At 63.1% G+C, this 25,876-nt stretch carries 23 protein-coding genes and 1 riboswitch; of the genes, 3 read left to right on the top strand and 20 right to left on the bottom strand.

Going from position 1 to position 25,876, the window contains the following annotated elements:
• Positions 1 to 30 precede the first annotated feature (30 nt).
• A complete protein-coding gene (locus tag AC0V7N_RS02705; protein WP_475454471.1) occupies positions 31 to 1,251 on the top strand; it encodes a glycosyltransferase family 87 protein in 1,221 nt (406 codons plus the stop codon).
• A 20-nt stretch (positions 1,252 to 1,271) separates the two neighbouring features.
• Here AC0V7N_RS02705 and AC0V7N_RS02700 read toward each other — a convergent pair whose 3' ends face one another.
• The 15 genes from AC0V7N_RS02700 to AC0V7N_RS02630 form a co-directional block, all read right to left on the bottom strand.
• On the bottom strand, positions 1,272 to 2,741 hold the full coding sequence (locus AC0V7N_RS02700) for a nucleotidyltransferase family protein (RefSeq protein WP_475454469.1): 1,470 nt from the start codon (positions 2,739 to 2,741) through the stop codon (positions 1,272 to 1,274).
• Positions 2,741 to 3,436, bottom strand: a complete 696-nt coding sequence (locus AC0V7N_RS02695; RefSeq protein ID WP_475454467.1) for a glycosyltransferase family 2 protein — start codon at positions 3,434 to 3,436, stop codon at positions 2,741 to 2,743. The genes AC0V7N_RS02700 and AC0V7N_RS02695 overlap by 1 nt, the downstream gene beginning before the upstream one ends.
• Positions 3,421 to 4,173: a glycosyltransferase family 2 protein gene (locus AC0V7N_RS02690; RefSeq protein ID WP_475454465.1), complete on the bottom strand. Its 753-nt coding sequence runs from the start codon at positions 4,171 to 4,173 to the stop codon at positions 3,421 to 3,423. Before AC0V7N_RS02690 ends, AC0V7N_RS02695 begins: the two co-directional genes overlap by 16 nt.
• Positions 4,170 to 5,219, bottom strand: a complete 1,050-nt coding sequence (locus tag AC0V7N_RS02685) for a serine kinase (protein ID WP_475454463.1) — start codon at positions 5,217 to 5,219, stop codon at positions 4,170 to 4,172. Before AC0V7N_RS02685 ends, AC0V7N_RS02690 begins: the two co-directional genes overlap by 4 nt.
• Positions 5,220 to 5,254: 35 nt before the next feature.
• Positions 5,255 to 5,686 carry a PqqD family protein gene (locus tag AC0V7N_RS02680; RefSeq protein ID WP_475454461.1) on the bottom strand — a complete coding sequence of 144 codons (432 nt, stop codon included), beginning with the start codon at positions 5,684 to 5,686 and terminating at the stop codon, positions 5,255 to 5,257.
• Between the two features lie 157 nt (positions 5,687 to 5,843).
• Positions 5,844 to 6,503, bottom strand: a complete 660-nt coding sequence (gene dhaL / locus AC0V7N_RS02675) for a dihydroxyacetone kinase subunit DhaL (protein ID WP_475454459.1) — start codon at positions 6,501 to 6,503, stop codon at positions 5,844 to 5,846.
• A gap of 62 nt (positions 6,504 to 6,565) precedes the next feature.
• Positions 6,566 to 8,647 carry a bifunctional sugar-binding transcriptional regulator/dihydroxyacetone kinase subunit DhaK gene (locus AC0V7N_RS02670; RefSeq protein WP_475454457.1) on the bottom strand — a complete coding sequence of 694 codons (2,082 nt, stop codon included), beginning with the start codon at positions 8,645 to 8,647 and terminating at the stop codon, positions 6,566 to 6,568.
• Between the two features lie 146 nt (positions 8,648 to 8,793).
• The gene (gene dhaL, locus AC0V7N_RS02665) at positions 8,794 to 9,456 is read right to left on the bottom strand and encodes a dihydroxyacetone kinase subunit DhaL (protein WP_475454455.1); all 663 of its coding nucleotides are present in this window, start codon (positions 9,454 to 9,456) and stop codon (positions 8,794 to 8,796) included.
• 11 nt (positions 9,457 to 9,467) lie between these two features.
• Complete coding sequence (locus tag AC0V7N_RS02660; protein ID WP_475454453.1) at positions 9,468 to 10,460, bottom strand: dihydroxyacetone kinase subunit DhaK; 993 nt, start codon at positions 10,458 to 10,460, stop codon at positions 9,468 to 9,470.
• Positions 10,461 to 10,475: 15 nt separating this feature from the next.
• On the bottom strand, positions 10,476 to 11,246 hold the full coding sequence (locus AC0V7N_RS02655; RefSeq protein WP_475454451.1) for an SDR family oxidoreductase: 771 nt from the start codon (positions 11,244 to 11,246) through the stop codon (positions 10,476 to 10,478).
• 60 nt (positions 11,247 to 11,306) lie between these two features.
• A complete protein-coding gene (locus tag AC0V7N_RS02650; protein WP_475454449.1) occupies positions 11,307 to 12,293 on the bottom strand; it encodes a substrate-binding domain-containing protein in 987 nt (328 codons plus the stop codon).
• A gap of 86 nt (positions 12,294 to 12,379) precedes the next feature.
• On the bottom strand, positions 12,380 to 13,384 hold the full coding sequence (locus AC0V7N_RS02645) for an ABC transporter permease (RefSeq protein WP_475454447.1): 1,005 nt from the start codon (positions 13,382 to 13,384) through the stop codon (positions 12,380 to 12,382).
• A 28-nt stretch (positions 13,385 to 13,412) separates the two neighbouring features.
• On the bottom strand, positions 13,413 to 14,891 hold the full coding sequence (locus AC0V7N_RS02640) for a sugar ABC transporter ATP-binding protein (protein ID WP_475454445.1): 1,479 nt from the start codon (positions 14,889 to 14,891) through the stop codon (positions 13,413 to 13,415).
• Between the two features lie 521 nt (positions 14,892 to 15,412).
• Positions 15,413 to 16,513: an FAD-binding oxidoreductase gene (locus AC0V7N_RS02635; RefSeq protein ID WP_475454443.1), complete on the bottom strand. Its 1,101-nt coding sequence runs from the start codon at positions 16,511 to 16,513 to the stop codon at positions 15,413 to 15,415.
• Between the two features lie 20 nt (positions 16,514 to 16,533).
• Complete coding sequence (locus AC0V7N_RS02630; protein WP_475454441.1) at positions 16,534 to 17,781, bottom strand: aromatic ring-hydroxylating oxygenase subunit alpha; 1,248 nt, start codon at positions 17,779 to 17,781, stop codon at positions 16,534 to 16,536.
• A 112-nt stretch (positions 17,782 to 17,893) separates the two neighbouring features.
• Positions 17,894 to 18,094, bottom strand: a riboswitch (cobalamin riboswitch).
• A 494-nt stretch (positions 18,095 to 18,588) separates the two neighbouring features.
• Here AC0V7N_RS02630 and AC0V7N_RS02625 point away from each other — a divergent pair.
• Both AC0V7N_RS02625 and AC0V7N_RS02620 read left to right on the top strand, forming a co-directional pair.
• Positions 18,589 to 18,789, top strand: a complete 201-nt coding sequence (locus tag AC0V7N_RS02625; protein ID WP_475454439.1) for a DUF680 domain-containing protein — start codon at positions 18,589 to 18,591, stop codon at positions 18,787 to 18,789.
• A 64-nt stretch (positions 18,790 to 18,853) separates the two neighbouring features.
• Positions 18,854 to 19,093 carry a DUF680 domain-containing protein gene (locus AC0V7N_RS02620; protein WP_475454437.1) on the top strand — a complete coding sequence of 80 codons (240 nt, stop codon included), beginning with the start codon at positions 18,854 to 18,856 and terminating at the stop codon, positions 19,091 to 19,093.
• A gap of 80 nt (positions 19,094 to 19,173) precedes the next feature.
• Here AC0V7N_RS02620 and AC0V7N_RS02615 read toward each other — a convergent pair whose 3' ends face one another.
• From AC0V7N_RS02615 to AC0V7N_RS02595, 5 genes are all read right to left on the bottom strand, one after another.
• Positions 19,174 to 20,286 (bottom strand): ABC transporter ATP-binding protein, encoded by a 1,113-nt coding sequence (locus AC0V7N_RS02615; RefSeq protein WP_475454435.1) that lies wholly within the window; start codon positions 20,284 to 20,286, stop codon positions 19,174 to 19,176.
• A gap of 31 nt (positions 20,287 to 20,317) precedes the next feature.
• Positions 20,318 to 21,982, bottom strand: coding sequence for a beta-galactosidase BglA (gene bglA / locus AC0V7N_RS02610; RefSeq protein WP_475454433.1), 1,665 nt, complete (start codon positions 21,980 to 21,982; stop codon positions 20,318 to 20,320).
• 4 nt (positions 21,983 to 21,986) lie between these two features.
• Positions 21,987 to 23,141, bottom strand: a complete 1,155-nt coding sequence (locus tag AC0V7N_RS02605; protein ID WP_475454431.1) for a carbohydrate ABC transporter permease — start codon at positions 23,139 to 23,141, stop codon at positions 21,987 to 21,989.
• 1 nt (position 23,142) lies between these two features.
• Entirely contained in the window at positions 23,143 to 24,156 is a 1,014-nt protein-coding gene (locus tag AC0V7N_RS02600) for a carbohydrate ABC transporter permease (protein ID WP_475454429.1), read from the bottom strand.
• A gap of 233 nt (positions 24,157 to 24,389) precedes the next feature.
• Complete coding sequence (locus tag AC0V7N_RS02595; RefSeq protein WP_475454427.1) at positions 24,390 to 25,745, bottom strand: ABC transporter substrate-binding protein; 1,356 nt, start codon at positions 25,743 to 25,745, stop codon at positions 24,390 to 24,392.
• Between the last annotated feature and the right edge of the window lie 131 nt (positions 25,746 to 25,876).

Raw genomic sequence — 25,876 nt, 5'->3', positions numbered from 1 at the left:
AAGGCTGCCAGGGTCTTGGAAAACAAAGCAATGGCACCGGTCGATCAGACTGCCCGCAATCGATCCGATCTCCGTTTCGCGGCACTTGTGCTGTGCACCGGGATTTTGGTCGGCCTGCGCTACCACCTTGCTTTGTGGACCTTCGACGAGCACGGTTTTTCTGAACTCAGCGACCGGCTGCCCTACTGGGATTTCACCAATCTGTGGGCCGGCGGGCGCATGGCACTCGACGGCCATGTCGCCTGGCTGTTCGACGTCGACACTTATCGCGCGGCCTTGCGGCGGATGTTCTCGTCCGATCTTCCCAACCAGGAATGGAGCTACCCGCCCAGCATCCTCATCTTCGGCGCGCCGCTGGCGCTGCTGCCGATCTTTTCGGCCTATTTCATCTGGACTTTCGGCACCGTCTTCTGCCTCTGGTTGGCGGTGCGGCCATCGAAAATGGGCACGCTTGCCGAAGCGGCCATCTGTGTGTGTCCGGCCGTATTCGTCAACGCCATCTTCGGTCAGAACGGCGCCTTGACCACCGCCTTCCTCATCGGCGGACTGGCCGTCGCGCCAAAGCGGCCGATCCTTGCCGGGCTGCTGTTCGGGTTGCTGACGGTCAAGCCGCATCTCGGCATTCTGGTGCCGTTCTGCCTGCTGGCCAGCGGCAATTGGCGCGCCATCGTCGCCGCGGCTCTGTCATCGGCGGCGCTGTTCATTTTGACCGGCGCTGCGCTCGGCTTCGACGTCTGGCATCTGTTCTGGACGCAAACCCGCCCCTTGATGACGGCGATACTGGAAGCGCCCTATCCGCAACCCTACCAGGCCAATGCCGCAACCATGTTCTTCCTGGCGCGCGCCTGCGGCGCGGGACTGACGGTCGCCTATGCAATGCAGGCCGTTGCGACGATCGCCGCCATCGCCGCCGCCATTTGGGTCTGGCTGCCCTGGCGGCAGGTCCAGCATGGCGAAAGAGTGGTTCTCACCGCCGTGCTGGCAACTGTTGCGACGCCTTATGGCTACAGCTACGACACGGTCGGTCTTGCCGTTGCTGTCGCCTATCTCTTTTCGACGCGTGCCAACGTACCTCGGATTTTCCTGGCGCTCGTCTGGCTCTACCCTGCCATCGCGCATCTGGTGAACTTTGTCGGGCTTGGCATTGGTGTTTTGGTGCCATTGTCGCTGTCGGCATGGATGCTTGCCGACATAAAAGGCCGTGAACGCGGCCCCCTTGTTTCCACGGCGATAGACGGCCAGACATCATAGCCTCAGAGCCGCGCGATATCTCAGCGCAGCGGCGAAAAAATCGCCGAGATCAGATGGAAGGGCAGTGCGCCATAGGCCGCCACTGTCGCGTCATCGTCCCATTGACGGAATTGCCGGGACGGTCGCGCCTCCAGCGTCACCGCGTGCCTTTGCCCGTCAAGCGTCACCTTGCCGCGAAAATGCAGCACGCGTTCGCCACCGGACCGGCTGATGGCCATGGCGCGCAGGCGCGCAATATGGTCGTCATCGGCATTGATCTCCATTTCGATGCGGCGGCGGACCGGTGGAACACGGATTCTGACCGTGATGTCCAGCATCATGTCCCCCGGCGTTCGCGGACAAGGTATGGCCTGTGAGAACACCGATGGCGGCGCCGTTTCCGACGGCTCGTTGCGGGTTGGCTTGCCACGCCAGGCCTTGGCCGGCGGCTCCTGCCGCAGCCGGCCGCTCTTGCGCCTCAGCCGCAACTGCTTGGCAAGGCCGCGTGACAGCCAGACCAGCCTGCCGAAATCGGTCCGCGGCTTGGCCTGCAGCACGGCCGACCAGCGCGAGAGGCCGCTGCGGTCGGCCAGCTCCAGCACGCGCCCCAGCACCTTGTCCGGCACTGCCACGCCTGTTTCAAGCGCCAGATAGGAGAGCGCCACCGCTGCGGCAACGGCAAGGCCGCGCCTGGCGACAACATCGAGGAATACATGCCAGTCGACACCGCCGCCGCGCATAGCCACCGCGCAATCGACCAGCCAGTCGCTGTGGGTGTGGGCGTCGAGCCCGCCATGCGCGATGGCAAGCGCGATGCGGTCGGCAGGCGACGGCACCAGCACGCCGACGCCGCTGAACTCGGCGGGATCAGCCCGTTGCCAGATGGCCAGGTCGTCCTCCTCGCTTCGCTGGGAACCGTCATAGGCGAGTTGGTGGAGGTCGATGTCGCCAAGATTGCCTTTGAAGAAATTCATCGAGCGCAGCGACGCCAGTCTCGTCCGCAGATATTGCGGGCTGACGCCGGTGGCGATCTGCCAGTCGCCGTCGCGCAGCACATCGAAGGCCGTTTGTATGTCCTGCGGCCGCACCAGTATGTCGATGTCGTGCGCCACCCTGCCGCGCTGGGCCGAGGCGTTCAAGGCGATGCGGCTGGCACCCTTGATCAGCATCACCTGGCAGCGGGCATCCGCCATCGCCTTCAGCGCCGGTTCGGCTTCGCGCATCGCCATGCGCGATTTGGTCCACAACATCTTCTGCAGGCCGACGAGGCGCGGATAAGCGGAATGACCGGCGAGCTTCCTGCCGAACCTGTCGCAGATCGCGGCCAGCAGCCGGTGCTCGCGGAACGAGACGTGGTCGATATCGTTCTCGTCCAGCCAGCGGCCGGCGCAAGCGGCAGCAGCGTCCTCGTCGGGAAGGAGTGCGGCCTTGAGCAACTGGTCGAGCCCGCCCGTTGGCCATGACCAGCCATAGTCCGGGAAGCGACGCTCGATACGGCGGATATCAGCCATCAGCTCGAGCCGGCCTTGTTCCGCGCCCGCCGCAGCATGGCGAGCCGAGCCACCTCGAGATAGCCGCGGTCGCGGGCCGCATCGCGCCCGTAGGACAGGCTGCCCGGCCGGATGCGGCGCAGCGCCAGCGCCTCGTCCAGCATGTCGAGGGCGAGGCCCGCCTCGCGCGCCCGAGCGATCCAGTCGATCATTTCGCCACGGCCGCCCGGCGGATCGACGATGGGTCCAATGGTCTCGGCGACCTCGCGGCGGATCATCATGGTGGTCCGCGACCAGCCGGGCACGGCCTCGGCCTCGGGCGCGTCGGGCCGGTCGTTGCGGAAATTCCGCCAATGACAGAAAACCCCCGCTGTCGCGGGACATCTGTCGAGATGCGCGAGCTGTCTCTCGACCTTGCTCGGCAGCCAGAGGTCGTCCGCATCGAGCGTCGCGATGAGCGGCGTCGACAGCGCCGCAATGCCCCTGTTCGTGGCGCTGCCAGGCCCGGCATTTGCCTGGCGCAGCAAGCGCACCGGCAGGTCCGTTCCGCCGATCGCGGAGGCCAGCTCGTCTGTCGAACCATCGTCGACGATGATCACCAGTTCAGGCCGCACCGTCTGGGCGGCGACGGATCGCAGCGTCTCGGCAATGGTGCCGCTGGCGTTGAAGGTCGGGATGACGACGCCATAGTTCCACATGGCTACGTGAAGCGCCAATTGGCGAGTTCCTTGACATCGAAAATGCCTTCGATCCCGCACAGTGAAGGGTCGGCCTTACGCCGTTTCATCGATTTGTGGATGGCCCGCATGAACTCCCGAAGGGATGTGTCGGCCTGCTTCGTCATGTTGCCGGGGTGACGTCTGTAGTAAAGCGCCACAGTATCCGGCATGACGAATCTGGGGCCGCTTTCAAAGGTGCGCAGCAGGTAATCGGTGTCTTCGGCCTGGCTGAAGGCCTCGTCGAAGCCGCCGATCCGGTCAACGAGCTTGCGCGAGAAAATCGCCGCCGACAGATGAATCCCCCGCACGGTCATGAAATGGCTGTCAGGCCCGGGTTCCAGCCTGTCGTCGTCAATGCCGTCGACCAGCATCATGAGGGAATAGGTAAGCTCGAGACCGGGGTCGGCCTGAAAGCAGGCGATATCGGCCTTGAATCGCCCGGCAGGCGAGACATCGTCCGAATCGAGGAACGACACGAGCTCCGTTTCCGGTTTGAGCAGCTTGAGACCAGCATTGCGGGTTCGGGTCACGCCTATGTTGTCCTGCCGGAAAAGGCGGATGCAGGGGTTCTCGACCATCATCGAACGCACGACCTCCGCCGAACCGTCGGTCGAGCCGTCGTCGATGACTATGATGTCGAGATCGGCGGCATCGCGCTGCCGCAGCAGTGAGCGCAAGGCCGAAACGACATAGCGTTCGCGGTTGTAGACGGGCATGATCACGCTCAGCTTCACGAAACAACCCGTGTTAGAAAATCAGCAACAGTGCCGGCAATCTCCTCAGGACGCGTTCCCAAGGACAGGCGGTAGCTTGGCAGCAGGCGGGTGAGATCGCCGAAGAAGCGGAAGCCGCTTTCACGTTCCCCCGGCATCTGCATGATGCCCGACGGCGCCAGTGCTATCATGGCGTCTCGACGCGACACCGGCACGATCGAACTCGTCTCGCCACCGCCGATATGTGGCACCACCAGCGCAACGATGTCCAGCGCTGCAGGCACGGGCCGGGGCGCGATGTCGGCAATGTGAAACGTGTGCTTGCCCTGCCAGTTCAAGGGGCTCTCGATCTTCAGCCGCTGCTTCAGGCCCAGCCGCGCGAAACCTTGCGGGTCCTGCTTCAGCGTTGAAAACAGTGGCCGCGCGGTCACGCCGGCGCCGAGATCGATCAGCACATAGTCATCGCCGACGCTGTCCAGCCCGTTGAGCAGGCCGGCGGCGACGGTGCCGGATTTGCCGGCTCCGCCCGCGCCGGCCAACAGCACGCCCTTGCCATTGGCGCCCAGCGTGCCGGCATGGGTCAGCCGCATGCCGCGCGCCGCATAGTCCCAGTGCAGGAAGGCCCGCAGCGGCGCTGCCGGCTCCCAGGGCGGAAAGGCATCGGCCGATTCCATCAATTGCACGCCAACGCGGCGTTGCGGATCGTAGACCTGCCAGAAATCCAGATCGTGAAAATAGTGGCCACGCAGCCCGGCTTCGGCGAGCCGTTCGGCAAAGCCGTATTCGGTGAAATGCGCGTCGCCCCACCGTGCCGGCTCGGGGATGCCGTCGATTCCAGGTTGCGCGATGAAGATACGGCATGCCGACGGTTCCGCATCATCATGCGCGGCCTCCACGAAGGCGTGGCCAAGCGCCTCCGCAAGCACACCGGGACCGACATGCGCGGTCAGCTCCAGCCGGGGCAGGCGGACCGTCCGCGTGGCCGGATTGTCCGTGGCCGCGTCTTCAGCGGCGGTGATGAGATACCGGGCGTAATCCGGCAATGTTTCGAGCGTGACGCGCGGCATTCCTGCGCCCCTCTATCTCAGACGCAACCGGCTCGTCAGGATGCCTGCTTGACCGCTGGCCAGCCGAGGGGTTCCTCGACCTCGTGGATGGGATCCACGATGATCAGGTCGGCAAGGTCGTCGTGAATGCTCACCTTGAGCGGCTCGTTCGCGGTGGCAAGCTCGGCAGCCAAATCGACCGGCAGGGGTTGTGCCGCCGCTTCCGAACGCACCAGCAACCCCAGTTCGAGCAATTGCGAGATGAAGTGTTCGAGTTCAGCCGCGCCGAGTGTCGAACCACCGGCGGTGAGGCCGGTCAGGGCCTGGGCATCGACCCCCGAAGAGAGCGCCTGCCAGACCCTGCTGCCGGAATCGGAGAAGCCGAAATACTTGCCGTTGGCAAGGTTGAGCACCACGGCCTCGCCGTCGAAGGATTCGAAGACGATATCCCTGCTCGCAACCGCATAGGCGTCGCAATCACGCATCATTGTTGCCCCGCTTCGCAAGTTCCGCCCTCCAGCGGTACTGCTTCCACCCACAACGCCTGTAAACGCTCGGTTCTTCGTTGGCAAGGTAAGTGGTGCAGGCAAGACGTCGGCCATTTTTGGGACCAATCGATGCCTGAGCGGGATCGCGGCGTGATTTTCAGTGCCCGCGAGGCTCGCTTTCGGTGAAGGTGTCCTTCATCGCGCGCAGGATGATGACGGCCGAAGCCGCGCCCGGGTCCATGTGCCCCAGCGACCGCTCTCCGAGCCGCGCCGCCCGTCCGCGCGCCGCCACCATGGACCGCGTCGCGTTCGCGCCTGCTTCCGCGGCTTCGAGGATGCTGCTCCACATATCCAGGTCACCGGCATTGCGGGCCTGCGCGTTGAGCGCTGCTTCGGTGGCGGGGATCCACACGTCCAGCATGGTCTTGTCGCCGCGCTGCCCCTTGCCGCGTTCCATGATGCCGGCCGTCATCGCCTTGATGATCGCCGCCTGGTCGGCGAGCGAGAGGCATTCATCCTGCTTGAGCGCCTGTCCGGCCCTTCGGAACGCGGTCGCGTAGAGCGGTCCGGTCGAGGCGCCGACGGCGTCGAGGAAGGCCGAGGCAGCGGCCGTGAAGATCTCCGAGGGAGGCGTGTCGTCGAGATTGAGCTTGGCCAGATAGGCATTCACGGCCATGAAGCCGAGCGACATGGTTATGCCGTGGTCGGCGTCGCCGATGGCGCCGTCCAGATCGGACAGTCGATCCTTTCCCGCCTCGATGGCGATCGATATGCGGTAGAACATCCTGCTCAGGCGTCGTGCGGCATTGTCCGACATCATGGTCCTCCCAGTTCAAGCAGGATGCGGCCTTCGTCCGTAAGACGCATCTCTTGTTGTCCTCAACCGATCCGCAGCACGGCCGTATCGCAAGGATGGCGCAAAAGCTCCGACAGCTCATTGTCGAGATGCAGGATCGATATGGATGCGCCGACCATGTCGAGCGATGTGCAATAGTGGCCGACCCAGTTCGCCTCTATCTGGATGCCCTTCGCGCTCAGCCGCTGCTCGACGCGTCGGAACAGAATGTAGAGTTCCATCAGGGGCGTCGCGCCGAACGAATTGATCAGCACCGCCACGCGGTCGCCCGCTGCCGGCTTCATTTCGGCGAAGATGCGGTCCATAACCCGGTCGGTGATCGCATCGGCGCTCATCATCTTTTCGCGGATGACGCCGGGTTCTCCGTGGATGCCCATGCCGATCTCGATATCGTCGGGGCCGATCTCGAAATTGTGGCGGCGGGTCTGCGGCATCGAGCAGGGCTCCAGCGCGACGCCCATGGTGAAGGTCCGTGCATTGGCCTTGCGTGTCACTGTCTCGCAGGCATCGAGCGAGAGGTCACGGTCGCAAGCGGCCCCGGCGATCTTGAACATGAAAAAGTTGCCGGCGACACCGCGGCGGCCATCCCTGTCCTCCAGCGGAGAGGAGGCGATATCGTCCGTCGTCACCACGGTCCGGACCTCGATGCCGTTGTCCGCCGCCATCTCGGCCGCCATGTCGAAGTTCATGACGTCGCCGGCATAATTGCCGTAGACGAAAAGCACGCCCGCGCCGCCGGATGCCGCCTGGGTGCATTCGAGGATCGGCCCGGGAGGAGGCGACGAAAAGATGTTGCCGACGGCCACGGCGTCGGCGAGGCCCTTGCCGACATAGCTGAGAAAACAGGGCTCATGTCCCGAGCCGCCGCCGATCACCAGCCCGACCTTGCCGGGCCTCGGCCCGGTGCGGGCGACCAGGGCACGATTGGAGCCCTTGATCGGCTTGATGTAGGCGGCATGGGCCTTGACCACGCCGTCGAGCATTTCCTCGACGACATCGTCGGGGTCGTTGAGGAATTTCTTGATATGGGTCCGGTAATTGCTGGGCAAGGCAATCGTGTTGTCGACCCGCGGGCGCTGCGACAGCTTCTGGTCGAGTTCCGTGACGCCGTCGGCATTGAGGATGCCGCGGCCGGTGGCGGCGTCAGTGATCAGCACGTTGACGTAGCCGCCGCGCAGGCTGGCCAGGATAGCCGGCACCTTGTCGAAGCCGCCGGCCACGGCGATACGCAGGCCTATGGCTTTCAACATGTCCAGCGATATGCCGATTGTCCGGTCGTCGAGCGGGCCGGCCACCGGATTGCCCTGGCCATCGATGAAGCGGCCGGCGACGACGCCGACCGCGTTCCTGGCGAGATATTGCTGCAGTGAAACGGATTCGAAGAAGCCACTGGTGTGGATCGTCGAGTTCGGACGCAGCGACGAGATGCCGAAAAGCGCCTTGTTGGCTTTGGCAAGCGCGTCGAACTGGCTTTGAATGAGCGGCTCGCGCAAAAGCATGTCGCGGACTTCGGCGGTGGACACGACGGCAGGCGCCGTGATGTTGATCAGCCGCGCCTTGACAGCGCCGGCGATTGCCGATGCGCAGAGCTCCGGCGTATAGGCGAAGTTGGCGGCCGTTCCACCTGTGGCCTGGACGACGGTGACGTCCTGCAGGCCGGGCACCGATGCCTGCTCGCCGATCGCCAGCACCGTGCGTCCCCAGGCGACGGCCAGCGTGTCGCCGGATTTCAACAGCTTGGCCAGCGCCTGCGCCGCCGCCCCGCCGAGGCGGTCGATCAGCGGCCGCGCGTTGTCGTCGCTCGGCACGACCAGGCAGTCATGCAAGCCGAAATGGCGTTTGAGCTCCTGCGCGATCGAAAGCGAGCTCAGCCGCGACGGTTCGAGCGAGATGTTGACGATGCCGCGGGCGCGGGCGTCGGCCAGATAGCTGTTCACCGTCGCCCGCGATATGCCCATGATCTCGGCGATGTCGCCTTGCGTCATGTGGTCTTCGTAGTAGAGCCAGCAGGCCCACACATACGGGTCGTCGCCGTAGCGCAAGGGGATGGGCTCGGCCGCCGCCTCGGTTCCGTTCCTGCGCGCCGATGATGTCTTGACGGTCATGCTGCCTGGTTTCCCCGAATCCAAGATCGATCGTCAAGATGAGCGCAAACGGGCGAACTCTCAATCTTGCTGCGATCGGCCATCTAGCGCGCTCCCGGCTGCAATGTCAGCCGGGAGCCTTTGCTCGGGAGGAGCATATTCATAAATCAATGGCTGGCGGTCGCAGGCGACCGCAGCTTCTGCTTGGCGCCGGATGCCAGGGTTGTCAGGATCAGCGCGCAGGATGTCGCGCCGGCGTCGAGGACGCCCACCGAACGTTCGCCGAGCCGGCTGGCGCGGCCAATCTTGGCCACCAGATCCCTGGTGCTGTCACGGCCTTCCTCGGCTGCGGCGGCCATCGCGTCGAGTGCGTCCGCAAACGGCTTGCCGGCGGCGTTGGCGCTGTTGAAGGCCTCGATGGCCGGCACAAGCGCGTCGAGCAGGGTCTTGTCGCCGACCTTGGCCGACCCGATCGTCTGGATGCCTTCGAGGCCGCTGCCCAGCATGGCGCCGAAGGTCTCGGCGCCGATCGACGGCGAGGCTTCGATCGTTTCGGCGAACTGGGTGAACATGATGCCATAGAGCGGTCCCATGGAGCCGCCTATCTCGGTCATCAGCACCGTGCCGAGCGTATCGAAGGCCGAAGCCAGCGACATGTCGTTGCCCCTGATCCTGTCCGCCGCCATGCCGAAGCCCTTGGCCATGTTGACGCCGTGGTCGCCGTCGCCGATCTTGCCGTCGATTTCGCTGAGATAGGCCCGGTTTTCGATAATCCGGTCGGCGAGCGAAAGCACGATGTCGCCCGCGGAAGCATTGTCAAACTGCTGCATTTGCCTGTCTCCTAAAGCCTTGCGGGACAATCGACATCGACGTCCAGCAGCCGCTTCAGCTCTGCGTCGAGCGCCATGACCGTGAGTGTGGCGCCGACCATTTCCAAGGAGGTGAAATAGTTGCCGACATAGGTCTTGTGGATGATCAGACCGCGTCCGCCGATCTCGGCCTCGATGGTGTCGTTGAGGATGTAGAGTTCGTTGACCGGCGTCGCGCCGAGGCCGGACACCAGCACCGCCACTTCGGTTCCCGCCGCAAGCGCATGATCGTCGAGCACGATCTTGACCATATCCCGCGCAATGTCGGCCGCCGGCTTCAACGGCTCGACCCGCACACCCGGCTCGCCGTGGTGACCGATGCCGACCTCCATCGTGCCCGGCTCGATCAGGAAATTCGGGTGCCCGACGGCAGGCAGCGTGCAGGGACCAAGGCCGACGCCGATCGAGCGGCAATTGTCGATCGCCCTTTGCGCCGTCGCGTGCACGTCCTCGAGGCTTGCGCCTTCCGCCGCCAGCGCACCGGCGCATTTCCACATGAAGATCTCGCCGGCGACGCCGCGGCGCTTTTCGCGTTCGTCCGGTCCCGCCGAGCAGACGTCGTCATTGGCGACGACGGTGGCGATCTCGATGCCTTCCTTGGCGGCCAGCTTGATGGCCATCTTCACATTCATGTTGTCGCCGGCATAGTTGCCGTAGAGGCAGACGACACCTTTGCCGCCATTGGCTTCGCGCGCCGCGTCGAGGAAGCTCTTGGCCGTCGGCGAGGAGAACAGTTCGCCGACCGCGACCGCGTCCAGCATGTTGCGGCCGGTGTAGCCGATGAAGGCCGGCTCGTGACCGGAGCCGCCGCCGGTGATCACGCCAACCTTGCCGGCGACCGGGGCATGGCGGGCCGCGATGACGCGGGGGTTGCTGCCGAGCCTGACGATGTCGGCATGCGCCTTGACGAAGCCCTTGACCGTGTCCTCGACGACCTCGTCGGGATTGTTGATGAAACGCTGCATTGTTGCTCCCGCCGCTCAGATGATGGTGTAGCCGCCGTCGACCAGAAGGTCGGCGCCGTTGATCATGTCGGCGCCGTTCGAGGCCAGGAACACGGCAGCGGCGGCGATTTCCTGCGGGAAGGCGAAGCGGCCGGTCGGAATGCGCAGCTTCAGCGCCTCGCCACGCGGCCCGTCCCAGGCCTTCTTGCCGAGCTCGGTCAGAACCACGGTCGGTGAGATCGTGTTGACCGTGATGCCGTGCCTGCCCCATTCGGCGGCAAGCGTCCTGGACAGGCCGATGACGCCGAATTTCGAGGCGCAGTAGGCGGCGTGCTGATCGATCGCGACGGTACCGGCCTGCGAGGCCATGTTGATGATCTTGCCGCCCTTGCCGGCCTTGATCATGGCGCGCCCGGCGGCCTGGGAAATCAGGAACGTTCCCTTGAGATTGATGGCGATGGTCTTGTCCCAGGCATCGAGGCTGAGCTCCTCGGCGGGGGCAAGCATGACCACGCCGGCGCTGTTGACGACGATGTCGATATGGCCGAATGCGGCTTCCGCCGCGGCAAACACCGTCGCCACGGATTGCGGGTTGGACACATCGCAGACGAAGGCTTTCGCGCCATTGCCGAGTTCGACGGCTTTCGCCTGCGCAACCGCTTCATTGATATCGATCACCCCGACAATTGCGCCCTTGGCGGCGAATGCCGATGCGATGGCGCTGCCGATGCCCGAAGCGCCGCCGGTGACCAGGGCGACCTTGCCGCCCAGCGAAAAATTGAGATCAACATCTATTGTTTCGGTCATGGTTCTCTTCTCGGCCTGATGGAATGCGGGGCGGGCCGCAAAGCCCACCCCGCGGCTGGATCACTTGCGCGTCGCAAGCAGCTTGTCGACATTGTCGGCCGTCACTGGCGTCCACGGCACATTGTAGAGCTTCTCCTTGCCGTCCTTCCAAGGCATGTCCTTGTAGGTCTCCCAGATGTCGGACTGCGGCTTGTAGTCACCCTTCTTGGCATTGAAGATGGCAAGGTCGAGCGCACCTTGCGCCTGGGCGCGGGCATCCTGGAGGATCGAGGTCATGTCGCCGTTCTTGACCGCATGCAGCGCGTCGGTGATGCCGTCGATGCCGGCAATGGAGAAGCTCTTCACGTCAAGTTTGGCCGCCTTGATCGCCTCGATGGCGCCGAGCGCCATCTCGTCGTTCTGGCCGATCACGCCATTGATCTGGTTCGGGTGAGCGGTGAGCCAATTCTCCATCAGCGTCTGGGCCTCGGCGCGCGACCAGTTCGCCGTCTGGTCCTCGAGGACCTTGACGTCGGGGCATTCGGCCAGCGCCTTCTTGTTGCCTTCCAGCCGCGAGATCTGCGCGGACTGGCCGACGGGACCTTCGAGGATGACCACATTGCCCTTGCAGCCGATCTTGTCGAGCACGGTCTTGGCTTCCATGTAGCCCGAGATCGTATCGTCCGATCCGACATAGGAGGTCAGAAGATCGGAATGGACGCGGGTGTTCGAGCCGATGACCGGAATGCCGGCGTCGGCGGCGGCTTGCACGGCGGCAGCGCCCGCGTCGACGTCGATCGGCGCAAAGATGATCGCATTGTACTTTTGCGTGACCATCGTCTTGAACTGGTCCTGCTGCACCAGCGCGTCATAACGGCCGTCAAAGACCGTCAGTTCGACCTCGCCGCTCTTGACGGCGGGATGGTCCTGCAGCGCGGCCACCCAGATCTGCATGAACTCGGCATTCAGCCCGTAGGGCGCGGCGCCGATCTTGATCTTGTCCTGCGCCATGGCCGGCGCGGCCAGCAGCGCTGTCGCGGATGCGAGCGCAATCATCCATCTTTTCATTTCGTTACCTCCACCTTGAGTGAGCGACCGACATGGTTCGCCTTGCAACGGACACGCCTGACGCAGGTCCGGTACCGGAAAGGGGCCTAGGCCCCGTAGTTTCGCTTCTGGTCGAGCATCACGGCGCCGACGATCAGGGCGCCCTTGAGGACCTGCTGGTAGTAGGATTGGATGCCCATCAGATCGAGGCCGTTGTTCATGACGCCGATGATCAGCGCGCCGATCAGCGTGCCGGTCACCCTGCCGACGCCTCCCGACAGGCTGGTTCCGCCAATCACCACCGCCGCGATCGCGTCGAGCTCGTAGGCAATGCCGGCCTGCGGGAGCGCGGATCCGGTGCGGGCGCTGAGCAGCATCCCGGCGAAGCCGGCAAGGCCGCCGGAAATGACGTAGACGAGGAACTGGATGCGGGTGATGTTGATGCCCGAGGTCCTGGCCGCGTGCGGGTTGCCGCCGACGGCATAGATGTAGCGGCCAAAACGCGTCCGGTTGAGGATCCACCACGACACGGCGAACACGACGGCAAGAATGAAGACCGGCGCGGGTATGCCGAACACGTCGCCGGTGCCGATCCAGCGGAAAGCCGGCGTCAGCGCGGGAACCGGACGGCCGCCGCCATAGATGAGGGTCATTCCGCGCGCCGCCGAAAGCATGCCGAGCGTCGTCACGAAGGCCGGCACCGAGAAGCGTGACACGATGAGGCCCGAAATCGAGCCGCAGGCAATGCCGACCAGCAGGCCGATGCCGAGGCCCAAAGCAACCGGATAGGGCGCGCCGGCGATGCCGGCGGTCGCCGAAGTGGTCATGAAGCTGGCGCTGACGATACCCGCGAGCGCGACGACGGAGCCGACCGAGAGATCAATGCCGCGGGTGAGGATGACGAAGGTCATGCCGATGGCCAGGACACCGTTGATCGATGTCTGCAGCAGCACGTTGGAGATGTTGCCAGCCGTCAGGAAGAACTCGTTGGAGACCGAAAGCACCGCCACCAGGATCAGGAAGGCAAGGAAGATGCCGTACTCCTGGATCAGCAGCCGGCGCTGCTCGGAACCGAGCCAGCCTTGCATCGTCTTCTTGTCGCCAACCGACATTCCTGGCTCCTTTGCCGCCGAACCCTGTTCAGGTCGATAGGTGGACGAGTGATTGCGCATCCGTTTCCTCCCGCCTGAAGATTCCGGCGCTTCTGCCGGCCCGCATCACCATGATCCGGTCCGAAATCCCGAGAACTTCATCGATCTCGGAAGAGATCATCACCACCGTGCCGCCGGCGGCGGCGAAGTCGCAGATGATCCGGTAGATTTCACGCTTGGCGCCGACATCGACGCCACGGGTAGGCTCGTCCAGCAGCAGCACCTTCGGGTTGCGAAGGAACCACTTGCCGAGCACCACCTTCTGCTGGTTGCCGCCCGACAGGCCGGAGACCGGCATGGTGTCGCGCGCCGCCTTGATCTGAAATCGCTCCCGCATCCGGCGGCTTGCTTCCGCCTCGCGCGCCCGGTCCATGGCAAAGGCCGGGCTCATCTCGGGCAGGCTGGCCATGCAGATGTTGGCGCGCACGGAATCGGAAAGATTGAGGCCGGTCAGCTTGCGATCCTCGGTGACCAGCGCCAGGCCATGCGCCATCGCATCCGCCGGCTTCGAAATGGCGACCGGGGTTCCGTCGATGGCAATGGTTCCGGCCGAAGGCCTGTCGAGCCCGAACAGGCAATTGAAGATTTCCGTCCGCCCAGCCCCCATCAGCCCGTAAATGCCGAAGATCTCGCCCTTGCGTGCCGCAAAGGAGATGTCCTCGATCTTGTTCGGGCAGGTCAGCCCGGCAATTTCGAGTCCGGTTTCCTCGGTCGGCGTGTTGGTCTTGACGTATTCCTCGGACAGTTCACGGCCGACGATCATGCGGATCAGGCCGGGCCGGTCGATCTCGGCAAGTGCCCCGCTGCCGACATAGGAACCGTCCCGGAAGACCGTGTAGGAATCGGCGACCTGGAATATTTCCGACAGGCGATGCGACACGTAGACGATGCCGCGGCCCTGCTTCCGCAGGCGGCCAATCGCGGCAAACAGGTGCTGTGCCTCCCGCTCGCCGATCGCCGACGTCGGTTCGTCCATGAAGATGACCTCGGCGTCGTGGCTGAGCGCCTTGGCGATCTCGACCAGCTGCCTCTGCGCGACCGAGAGGTTCATCATGTATTGGGTGGCTCGAATGTCGAATTCGAGGTCGTCCAGAAGCTTCTGCGCGGCGCGGTTCATGCCGCGAAAATCGATGCCGCCGAACCGCGCCTTGGGTTCGCGGCCGAGATAGATGTTCTCGGCGACCGTCATGTGGGGAACCGGGCTCAGTTCCTGCTCGATGATGGCGATCCCCGAGGCCAGCGCGTCGGCGGGGCTGGCGAATTCCACGTCCTTGCCGCGGCGGCGGATCGAGCCGGCATCACGCTTTTGGATGCCCATCAGGATCTTCAGAAAGGTCGACTTGCCGGCGCCATTGCCGCCGCAGAGCGCGTGAACCGTGCCGGCGCGAAGCTGAAAGCGGCCGTCGCGCAAGGCGGCGACGCCACCAAAGGACTTCTTCAGCCCCTCCACTTCGAGCAACAGCTCCACCATCGTCCTCCCATGACTTCGGATAATCCCTGTCGGATGCCGATCGGCACGTGATCTCCCGCCCAAATGCCGATGCTGACAATAGTCAAGTTTCGATCGACAAATGTCAAGTGATGCGCAAACTTTAAAATTTGGAGACCGGAGGAGTTCCTCTGGATTTAGAAAAACCATGGAAAAACAAACGATTATCGAGGCCGCCCCAATTCGTGGCGTGCTCGACAAGGGATGGTGTTCACGGAATTGTTCCGCCGATGGTTCACGGGGGAAGGGCTAGAAGGACCGAACCGCAAGCCACGTTGCGGCTCGTGCGGGACGGTCGATTTAACGGAGAAGACTCTGCCGAAAAAAGGCGGAAGGGGCAGGGCGCCGCTATGACGCCGTCCCATGTCCAGGACAGGCACGAAGGCCGCGCCTTGAGCGTAGGCCTGCCTCGTCGTCTCATCCGGTGCCGCCTTGCTACGAAGCGTGGCGTTCGTCGTCGGAGCGGCTGAGGACCATGCCGCGCTAACCCGCCCTATTGTCTACGCCTCGATTTCGAGAGCCGACAACGGCTTCGAGCAACAGGCGAGGATGAAGCCGTCGTCGATCTCGTGATCGAGGATGCCGCCATTGTGGCTCATCTCGACGGCGCCGGAGACTTTCTTCACCTTACAGGTTCCGCACAGGCCGAATTCGCAGGCCGCCGGGATCCGCACGCCCGACGAGCGCGCGGTCTGCAGCACGGTCTGGCCGGCGACGCACTCGGCGTCGACGTCCGAAAGCGCGAAGCGGATCGGTGTTGCGGCTTCGACGGGAACGGCGACGCCGTCCTGCGCCGGTGCTGCGAACGGTGCCGGGATTTCCTCCACCGCGGGCGCGGCAAAGCTCTCCTGGTGGTATTTCGTCATGTCGAATCCGGCGGCGTCCAGCATGCCGCGCACGGCGCGCATGAAGGGGTCCGGACCACAGCAGAAGATCTCGCGTTCGCGGAAATCGGGCGCCAGCAGCGGCAGCCGGATGGCGTCGATACGGCCCATATGGCCGTACCAGCCCTCGCGGCTCGACCGCTCCTCGATCATGAAGCCGAGCGATAGGCCCGGCATATGGCCGCCGAGCAGTTCGAGCTCCTTGCGGAAGATGATCTCTTCGGCGCGCCGCGCGCAATTGACGAAGCCGACATCGGTCCATGGCGCGCAGTCGTTCAGCCAGCGCAGCATCGACATCATCGGCGTCACGCCGGAACCGGCCGAGATGAACAGATATTTGGCCGCTGGATGGCTGTGCAGCGAAAAGTCGCCCGCCGGCCCATAGGCCTTGACGTGCGAGCCGGGCTTCAGGTGATCGAACATCCAACGCGTGCCGATGCTGCCGGCCTGCGCCTTCACCGTCACGGCGATCGAGAATGGCCGCGACGGCGAGGACGACAGCGTATAGGTGCGCATCAGCGGCCCGTCCGACGTCGGCAGCTCCAGCGTCACGAACTGGCCCGGCTTGTAGCGGAACCAGGTCTGGTTGTCGGAGCGGAAGGTGAAGGTCTTCACGTCAGGCGCTTCGTCGGTGACGCCGATCACTTCCAGCACCTGCAGCCTGTCGTTCCAGGGCGCCATCTGGTCGAGATGGCGATAGAGGCCAAGGTCAGTCATCGCGTTCATCCCTCAACCTCTCAGGCGACATTGCGCAACGCCGGCCTGCCATCTCCGGCAAGGCGCGGACCGATGAAGCGCGCGTACCAGTCGACGAACTGGATCACGCCACCCTCATGCAACTCCGAATAGGGACCAGGTTCATAGGCCGGCGACAGGATGCCGAAGGCGTTTTCCTCGACGATGCGGCGGTCCTGGTCATTGGTCTCGGTCCAGACATGGGTGAGCTCGGCGAGATCGTAGTCGACGCCCTCGACCGCATCCTTGTGGACCAGCCATTTGGTCGTCACCGCCGTTTCCGTGGCGCTGATCGGCAGCACGCGGAAGGTGACGGCATGGTCGATCAGGATGTGGTTCCAGGTCGTCGGATAGTGATAGTGCATCAAGGTGCCGATACGGTCGGCCGAGACTGTGTCGGAGAGGTTCTTCTTCACCGCCCGCTTGCCGGTCATCGTGTAGCTGACAGCATCGCGCAGCAGCGGCGCGCGGGTGGCGCGGTATTGCCCGGCCGGGTCGATGCGGAACTTGCTCGGCAGGCCGGTTGCCTCGCATTTGGCCCAATGCGCCAGCATCTCCGGGTCGCTGTCGGCGCCTTGCACGCCGGTCACTGTCGGGGCTTCCGGGAAGGTCTTGCACAGCTCCGGATGATTGCCGGCGCAATGGTAGCACTCGCGGTTGTTTTCCCAGACCAGCTTCCAGTTGCCCTTCTCGACGATCGTGCTCTCGAAGGCGATCTTTGCTTCGCTGAGCCGGTGCGGCTTGAGATAGGGTTCGATCATCGCCCGCATCGGCGCGAAGTCGGCGGGCTCCTTGGCCAGGCAGATGAAGATATAGCCGGCCACGCTTTCGCAGGCGACCGGCTTCAGGCCGAACTGGCTCTTGTCGAAGCCGTCGGCCATTTGGCGGGCGAACAGCAGCCTTCCGTCCAGCTCGTAGGTCCACTGATGATAGGGACAGACCAGCTTGGCCGCCGTGCCCTTGTCGGTATTGCAGACGCGGCTGCCGCGATGGCGGCAGGAATTGTGGAAGGCATTGATCTTGCCCTGCTGATCGCGCACCAGCACGACCGGATAGTCGCCGATCTGCACGGTGATGAAGCTGCCGGGCTTGGGCAGTTCGCAATCATGGCCGATGAACAGCCAGTCGCGATACCAGATCAGCTCCATGTCCAGTTTGAAGAAATCGGGATCCGTGTAGAAGGGCTGCTCGAGCGAGAATCCGTCCCTGCGGCTGTTCAAGAGCCTCAGCATGTCGTTGCGCGTATCCATGTCCTGTCCTCATACTTCAAGGACTGAACTGGTGGTGATTGAGGAAGGATTAGGCGCAGACCGGCGAAAGCCGACATGCGCCATCCGCCTCTTGACCGCCCACCGCGATCAGTCGAGTTCAAATTCTCGGGCTGGTTTCCGGGCTCTGGAGTGTCCTTGCAGACGATCGCGACACCTTCCCAGGCTTTTGCCCAGTGGTCTCCCGTTGCGACTTGAACTCCACCACCGTTGCGGGGGCAGCGCCGGAATCTGACCGGCTTCCCAATTCTCCGCTCCATCGTCACGAAGCGGCACCTGAGATGACATGATCTAATCACGACAGCGCTGGCGACATCGGCATGAAAGCGACATCGCATCCATGTGGCGCGACACGCATGCACAACGATCGGGTCAAGAATCGCGGTCCACGAAAATCGTCGCGGTGACGGCTGTACCGGCTATCAGAATCGACCCCGGAATGGGCGCTAAAAGGCTAACGGTATCGGAAAGTGACTATTAGCAGATTCTAAAATCGAACCGAACGGTTCGTTTCTATTGACGGTGCGTGCATCACGGTGTGAACGCTGAGCCTCCGATACAGTCGGTGATCGCGGCGCTGGTTTTGCCTAACAGTATGATATCAAAAACAAAAATACATGACGTAGAAGGCCTTGGCACAATTTCAAGTGGTGGATTCTTGGTCCACGCGGAACAACTTCGTGATTGGAAACGGCCAACTGGCTTTCCCACATCGGGGCTGTCCGAACGACGCGATTTTAATCCCAAGACACGCCGCTAGACGGACGGAAAAATACTGGAGTGCCCAAAATGAAAAAGATTGTTCTCACTGCCGCCGCCCTTCTGGCCATTTCCGGCAGCGCCTTCGCGGGTAGCGACCACTACGGTTCGAATGCCCCGGCAGCCACGGCTGTCGACAGCCAGTACACCGCTTCGACCAAGAAGTCGGCCCCGGCCACTCAGGCGCCTGCTCAGCCGGGCGCTGACCGCAACCTTTTCGGCAACAACTAACAGCCGCAGGGGACAGTGGGCATACCCCGCTGTCCCGGCAATCTAGAAATTCAGGAGACTTGAAATGAAGAAGATCATCCTTGCTGCCGCCGCCGTTCTGGCCATCTCCGGCAGCGCCTTCGCCGGCAGCGACAACTATGGCTCCAATGGCGCCAACCAGCCTGCCGCAACTTCGGTTGACAACTCGCGCACGGCTTCGATCCGCGAAAACGGCTCGCCCGTCTACAAGCTGCTCAATTCATCGAGCGACGTGCAGAAGTCGATCCCTCAGAGCAGCGACCGGGACCGCTTCGGCAACCACTAACAGCCGAAGTCGACCTCTAGAAAAAGAGCGGCGGGCATAGCTCGCCGCTCTTTTTTACGCCGTCGAGACGGGGTTCTGTCTTAAGCCGCTTTTGCTTCCGGCTTCTGAAGTGCGAAGGAATGTCCGTCCGCATCGAAGATATGCAGATCCTCGCCATTGGCGCTCAGCCGCAGCGTCGAGCCGCGCTTGACCTCGACATTGCCAGGCAGCTTGGTCACCAGCGGCAGGTCGGCGCGGCCGATGTCGACATAGACCAGCTGAACCTCGCCGAGCTGCTCGACATAATCGACTGTTCCCTCGAACAGATAATCCGCGCCGGTGGCGACGATCAGATCCTCCGGCCGCACGCCGAAGCTCACCGCCGCCCCCTTGGCCGAGACAGGCGTCGTAATCGGCACCGTAGCCTTGCGCCCGCCGACATGGCTGACGACGGTTGGGCTGCCGGTCTTGTCGATCGTCGCCGGCAGGATGTTCATGGCCGGCGAGCCGATGAACTGGGCGACGAACAGATTGCCAGGCTTCTTGTAGAGATCCATCGGCGTACCGACCTGCTCGATATGGCCGTCCTTCAACACCACGATGCGGTCGGCGAGCGTCATCGCCTCGACCTGGTCGTGGGTGACGTAGATCATGGTCGTGTTGGGCATCGATTCCTTAAGCTTGGCGATCTCGATACGCGTGGCGACGCGCAGTGCGGCATCAAGGTTCGACAGCGGCTCGTCGAACAGGAACACTTTCGGATTGCGCACGATGGCGCGGCCGATGGCGACGCGCTGGCGCTGCCCGCCCGACATCGCCTTGGGCAGCCGGTCGAGATATTTGGTCAGCTGCAGGATTTCGGCGGCCTGCTTCACGCGCCGGTCGATCTCGGCCTTGTTCTCCTTGCCGATCTTCATCGAGAACGCCATGTTGTCGTAGACGGTCATGTGCGGATAGAGCGCGTAGGACTGGAACACCATGGCGATGCCGCGCTTGGACGGCGGCACGTCATTGACCACTTCGCCGTCGATCTTCAACTCGCCCGACGTGATTTCCTCGAGCCCGGCGATGGAGCGCAGCAAGGTCGACTTGCCGCAGCCCGACGGACCGACGAAGACGATGAACTCGCCCGATTTGATATCGAGGTCGATGCCATGGAGAATGTTGAGATTGCCGTAGGACTTCTTCACTTGTCTCAGATTGACATCGGCCATTGGTTTCCTCCCAGTGATTTCCTCAAAGATTTCAGTCGATGCGCCCGAACCAGGCGCCGTAACCGCCAAGCTCGATCGAACCGGGGCTCGCCTGCCCGGAAAACCCGTGTCCCGGCAAAGGTTGCAGGGATCGGCTGCCAAGGTCAACCTTGGCCGGCTTGGCGCCGAGGTTGAAGACGCAGACAATCTGCTCGTTGCCCGCCCGGCGTGTGAAGGCGACGGTGTCGCCCTCACTTTCGATGAAGGTGATATCGCCCTTGGCCAGTGCCGGATGGGCGCGGCGGAAGGTGAGGAAGCGCCGATAGTGCTCGAGCAGCGAAGCCTGGTCGCCCTGCTGGACATTGACTGCTTGTGCCAGATGCTTGGCCGGCACCGGCAACCAGGGCTTTGCCTGGGAGAAGCCGCCGTTCTTGGCGCTGCCATCCCACACCATGGGCGTGCGGCAGCCGTCGCGGCCCTTGAATTCCGGCCAGAAGCGGATGCCATACGGATCCTGCAAATCCTCGAAGCGCAACTCGGCTTCGCCGAGCCCGAGCTCTTCGCCCTGGTAGAGGCAGACAGAGCCGCGCAGCGACATCAGCAATGCCGAGATGACCTTGAGATAGGCGATCGGGTCGGCTTCGCTGGCGGCCCAGCGCGAGGCCGGGCGCATCACGTCATGGTTGGAAAAAGCCCAGCACGACCAGCCGTCGCTGGCGACCTTGCCGAAGGCTTCCAGCACCGAGCGGACCTTGTCCGCGCTGATCTTTTCCGGCGCCAGGAAGTCGAAGGAATAGCACATGTGCACGCGCTTGCCGCCGGCGGTATAGGCCGCCACGACCTCCAGCCCGCGCTGCGAATCGCCGACCTCGCCGACAGCGGCGGTCGCCGGATATTCGTCGAGCAGGGCGCGGAAGCGTTCGAGGAAGCCGAGGTTTTCCGGTCGGCTCTTGTCGTAGATATGGTCCTGATAATTGTAGGGATTGACCGCCGGCGCGGTCTGGTCGTTGCGCTCCTCCGGCGGCAGCGGCGGATTGTTTTCCAGGCCCTGGCTGTGGAAGTAGAAATTGATCGTGTCGAGGCGAAAGCCGTCGACGCCGCGTTCCAGCCAGAAGCGGGTGACATCGAGCAGCGCGTCCTGGACTTCGCGGTTGTGGAAGTTGAGGTCCGGTTGCTCGGCCAGGAAATTGTGCAGATAATATTGCTGGCGGCTGGTGTCCCACTGCCAGGCCGACCCACCGAAGATCGACAGCCAGTTGTTGGGCGGCGTGCCGTCGGGCCTTGCGTCCGCCCAGACATACCAGTCCGCCTTCGGATTGGTTCGGCTCGCCCGGCTTTCCTTGAACCACGGATGGCTGTCTGCCGTGTGCGACAGCACTTCGTCGATCATCACCTTGAGACCCAGCCGGTGCGCCTCCGCCGTCAGCGCATCGAAATCGGCCAGCGTGCCGAACATCGGGTCGACGTCGCAATAGTCCGAGACGTCGTAACCGAAATCCTTCATCGGCGACTTGAAGAAGGGCGAAATCCAGATGGCATCTGCGCCAAGCGAGGCGATGTAGGGAAGCCTGCCGATAATGCCCTTGAGGTCGCCGATACCGTCGCCATTCGAATCCTGATAGCTGCGCGGATAGATCTGGTAGATCACAGCACCTCGCCACCAGTCGCGATCGATGGCGAGGTCAGGGTTCGAACTGGCTTTCAAAGCGGATTGCATTGTCTCAGCCTCCTTTCACCGAACCGGCAAGCAGTCCGCGGACGAAATAGCGCTGCAGCGAGAAGAACACGATCAGCGGCACGATGATGGTCACGAAGGCCGATGTCGTCAGAATCTCCCAATCGCCGCCGCGCGAGCCAAGCAGTGCGTTGAGCCTGGCCGTCAGCACGATCTGGTCTGCTTCCGTACCAAGGAAAACCATCGCCACCAGCAGATCGTTCCATACCCACAGGAATTGGAAGATGGCAAACGACGCCAGCACCGGGAAGGACAGCGGCAGCACGATCTTGACGAAGATCTCGAAATCGCTGGCGCCGTCGATGCGTGCCGATTCCATGATTTCGCGTGGCAGGCCGGCGATGTAGCTCCTGAGCAGATAGATGGCGAAGGGCAGGCCGAAGCCGGTATGCGCCAGCCAGATGCCGAGATAGGTCTTCGACGGCACGCCGAAGAAAGTGCCGACGCCGTTGTAGAGTTTCAACAGCGGGATCAGCGACATCTGCAGCGGCACCACCAGGAGGCCGATGATCACCGCGATCAGCAGCGCGCGACCGGGAAAACGCATCCAGGCCAGCGCGTAGGCGGCAAAGGCAGCGATCAGGATCGGGATGACGGTCGCCGGAATGGTGACGGTCAGCGAGTTCATGAACGAGCGCCCGATGCCTTCCGAAAGCAGCACGGTCTTGTAGTTATCGGTGGTGAATTTCGGCGGCGCCGACGAGGCGTAGTAAACGCGCTGGCCGCGGTCGCCTTCGAACGCCTTGGGCGAGACCATGACGAAGCTGCCATCGGCATTGACCTGCAGGGTCACGCCGTCGCCGAGATCGGCCGGACTGCCGACGGGATACTGTGTCGGGGCCGCCGCCTTGACGCCGAAGGCGCTGATCGCACGCTTGGCGCCGTCGCCGAAGATGTTGCCCTCGAGGACGAACTTGCCGTCCTTCTGGGCCTGCGCCGAGGCGGGCGGCAGTCGCCCGGCTTCCGTCTGGCTGGAACTGGAGAACGAGTTCCACCAGCCCGAGGCGATGATCTGGTCCTTGTCGCGCAGCGAGGATACCAGGATACCGAGCGTCGGAATGGTCCAGATCGTAACGAAGATCAGCACCGCGATGTGGACGCCGAAGCGGCTGGCAAAGGAATTTCCGGTGGCGACGGCCATCTCAATGCCCTCCCGTTTCTTTATTGGCCTGGCGAATGTTCCAGACCATGATCGGAATGACCGCGATCATGATGATGATGGCTATCGTCGCGCCGCGGCCGAAATCACCGCCGCCGCGGAACATCCAGTCGAACATCAGATTGGCCAGCACCTGGCTGTTCCACTGGCCGTTGGTCATGGTCAGCACGATGTCGAACACCTTGAGCACCAGAATGGTGATCGTGGTCCAGACGACGGCGATGGTGCCCCAGATTTGCGGCACCATGATCTTCCAGAAGATCTGGAACGGGTTGGCGCCGTCGATCACGGCGGCTTCCAGCGTCTCTTCGGGAATGCCGCGCAGCGCCGAGGACAGGATGACCATGGCAAATCCGGTCTGGATCCAGATCAGGATGACCATCAGGAACAAATTGTTCCAGAACGGCAGCGATATCCAGACCTGAGGCTGGCCGCCGAAATGCTGGATGATGGCATTGAGGATGCCGATCTGCACCTGGCCTTCGCCGCGGTATTCGTAGATGAATTTCCAGATCACGCTGGCGCCGACAAACGAAATTGCCAGTGGCAGGAAGATCAGGCTCTTGGCGATCGTGCCCCACCAGATCTTGTCGGTCAGCACGGCGATGATCAGGCCAAGGAAGGTGCAGGCGGCGGGCACGACAGCCAGCCACAGCACATTGTTGAGGATCGAGTTGCGGAAGTCGCGGTCGCCGAAGGCCCATTGATAATTGGCCAGGCCGACGAAATTGATGCCGCCGCGATCGAGGAAGGAGAGCCGCAGCGTTTCGATCACGGGGTAGATCAGATAGATGGTCAGGATGATCATCGCCGGACCGACGAACAGCCACGGCCGGACCAGGCCTTGCCGGCGCAGATTGTCGATGGCCGCAGCGCCGGCGACACCGCGCGATGGGAATATCAGGTCGACCAGCTTGTTGGCGCCCCAGAAATAGGCGACGCAGCCGCCGACACCGACGATGATGACAAATATGGCCGAGAAAATCTGAGACGCCATGCATTCCTCCCCCTGCGCACGATCCGGCAAGGTTTGTGTCCTTGGGGATCAGGCGCCGATTCAGTTGTTTGAAGCGCGATCGGCCGCAAAATGTCTCGCGTACGGATTGCGCTTCATGTCGATGCGCTCATGACGAAACGGGGCGGCGTGGGCCGCCGTCGAATCCGGGCCATCAAGGTCCGAATCCAGTGCGAAGATAAAGCGGCCGCTCGGCGACCGAGGCGATCAATTGCTTACTTGATCCCGTCCCAGCTCTTTTGGATGTCTGTGGCGACATCCTGGGCGGACTTGCCGCCGACCAGATCGATCATCCCGGTCCAGAACGAGCCGGCGCCGATCTTGCCCGGCATCAAGTCGGAACCGTCGAAGCGCACGGTCGTCGCTCCAACCAGAATCTCGCCCTGCTTCTTCAGCGCTTCGCTGCCATAGGCGTCCTTGTTGGCTCCCTTGAAGGGGGTGACGAAGCTTTTCTGCGCCATCCACAATTCATGCGCGAGCGGCATCTGCAGGAACTTGATGAATTCGCGCGATGGCTTGGAATCCTTGGTGATCATCACCAACGTTCCGGCCACTTCCAGCGGCGTGCCGAGCTCCGGCTTGGAGGCGTAAGGCGGATAGTTGAAGAAGTCAGCATCCTGACCGAGCTTTACGCCCTCCGGGAAGAAGGAGGGGATGAAGGACGCCTGATGGTGCATGTAGCACTTCGGCGGTACCGAGAAGAGGCCCTTCGGGCTGTCGCGGAAATCGGTCGCCGCGACTGCCTTGGCGCCGCCGTCCACCATTTTGTCGTCGGTGGCGATCTTGCCGAAAATGTCGATCGCGTTGACCACGGCGGGGTCGTTGAACGGAATCTCGTTCTTGACCCACTTGTCGTAAACCTCAGGCGGCTGCGTGCGCAGCATGATGTCCTCGACCCAGTCGGTCGCCGGCCAGCCGGTGGCGCCGCCGGAGCCAAGCCCGATGCACCAGGGCTTGCCGCCATCGGCGATGATCTTCTTTTCAAGCTCGGCCAGTTCCTCCTGGGTCTTGGGCACCTTGTAGCCGGCTTCCTGGAAATTATCGGGCGAGTACCAGACCAGCCCCTTCACGTCGATCTTGTAGGGAAGCGCATAGAATCCGGGCTTGCCATCCTTGCCGGCGAAGGTGCCGAGCTTGGCCCAGGAGTCGCCGGCCGCGTAGTTCTCCTTGACCCATGCGGCGACGTCGTCACCCAACGGGGTCAGCACGCCCTTGGAAGCAAGATCCTGGATGAGGCCCGGCTGCGGCAGGATGGCGATGTTGGGCGGGCTGCCGGCCTGGGTGTCGATGACGATCTGCTGCTCGTAGTTCTCGGACGAGGAATATTTGATCTCGACGCCAGTGGCTTCGGCGAAATAATCGAGCACCGAACGGGCAAGCGCCTCGTCTTCACCGCGCCATGGCCCGAAGATCGTCAGGGTCTGGCCCTTGAGATCGACTTTCTTGAGGTCTTCGTAATTTGCCCAGTTGAAGCGCTTGTCCTCACCCGGCTTGAACTTGAGTTCGGCATGCGCGGGCGCATTCAGGGCGAACGTGGCAAACGCAGCGCCCAGCAAAAGCATTTTCTTCATCGGTATTCCCTCCCAGTGGGTCACATACACCGGACGGAACCTCCATTCCGCCCGCCGACGCTGCAGGACTGTGACTCAGTCGCAAGGAAACCGCAACCTTTCGAAGAGTCTTCCAAAGCGCTTTGGCTTTC

It is taken from the genome of Mesorhizobium kamtschaticum, assembly GCF_056174585.1.
The sequence above is the reverse complement of the archived record's forward strand: the minus strand, read 5'-3'. Positions and strand labels throughout refer to the sequence as shown.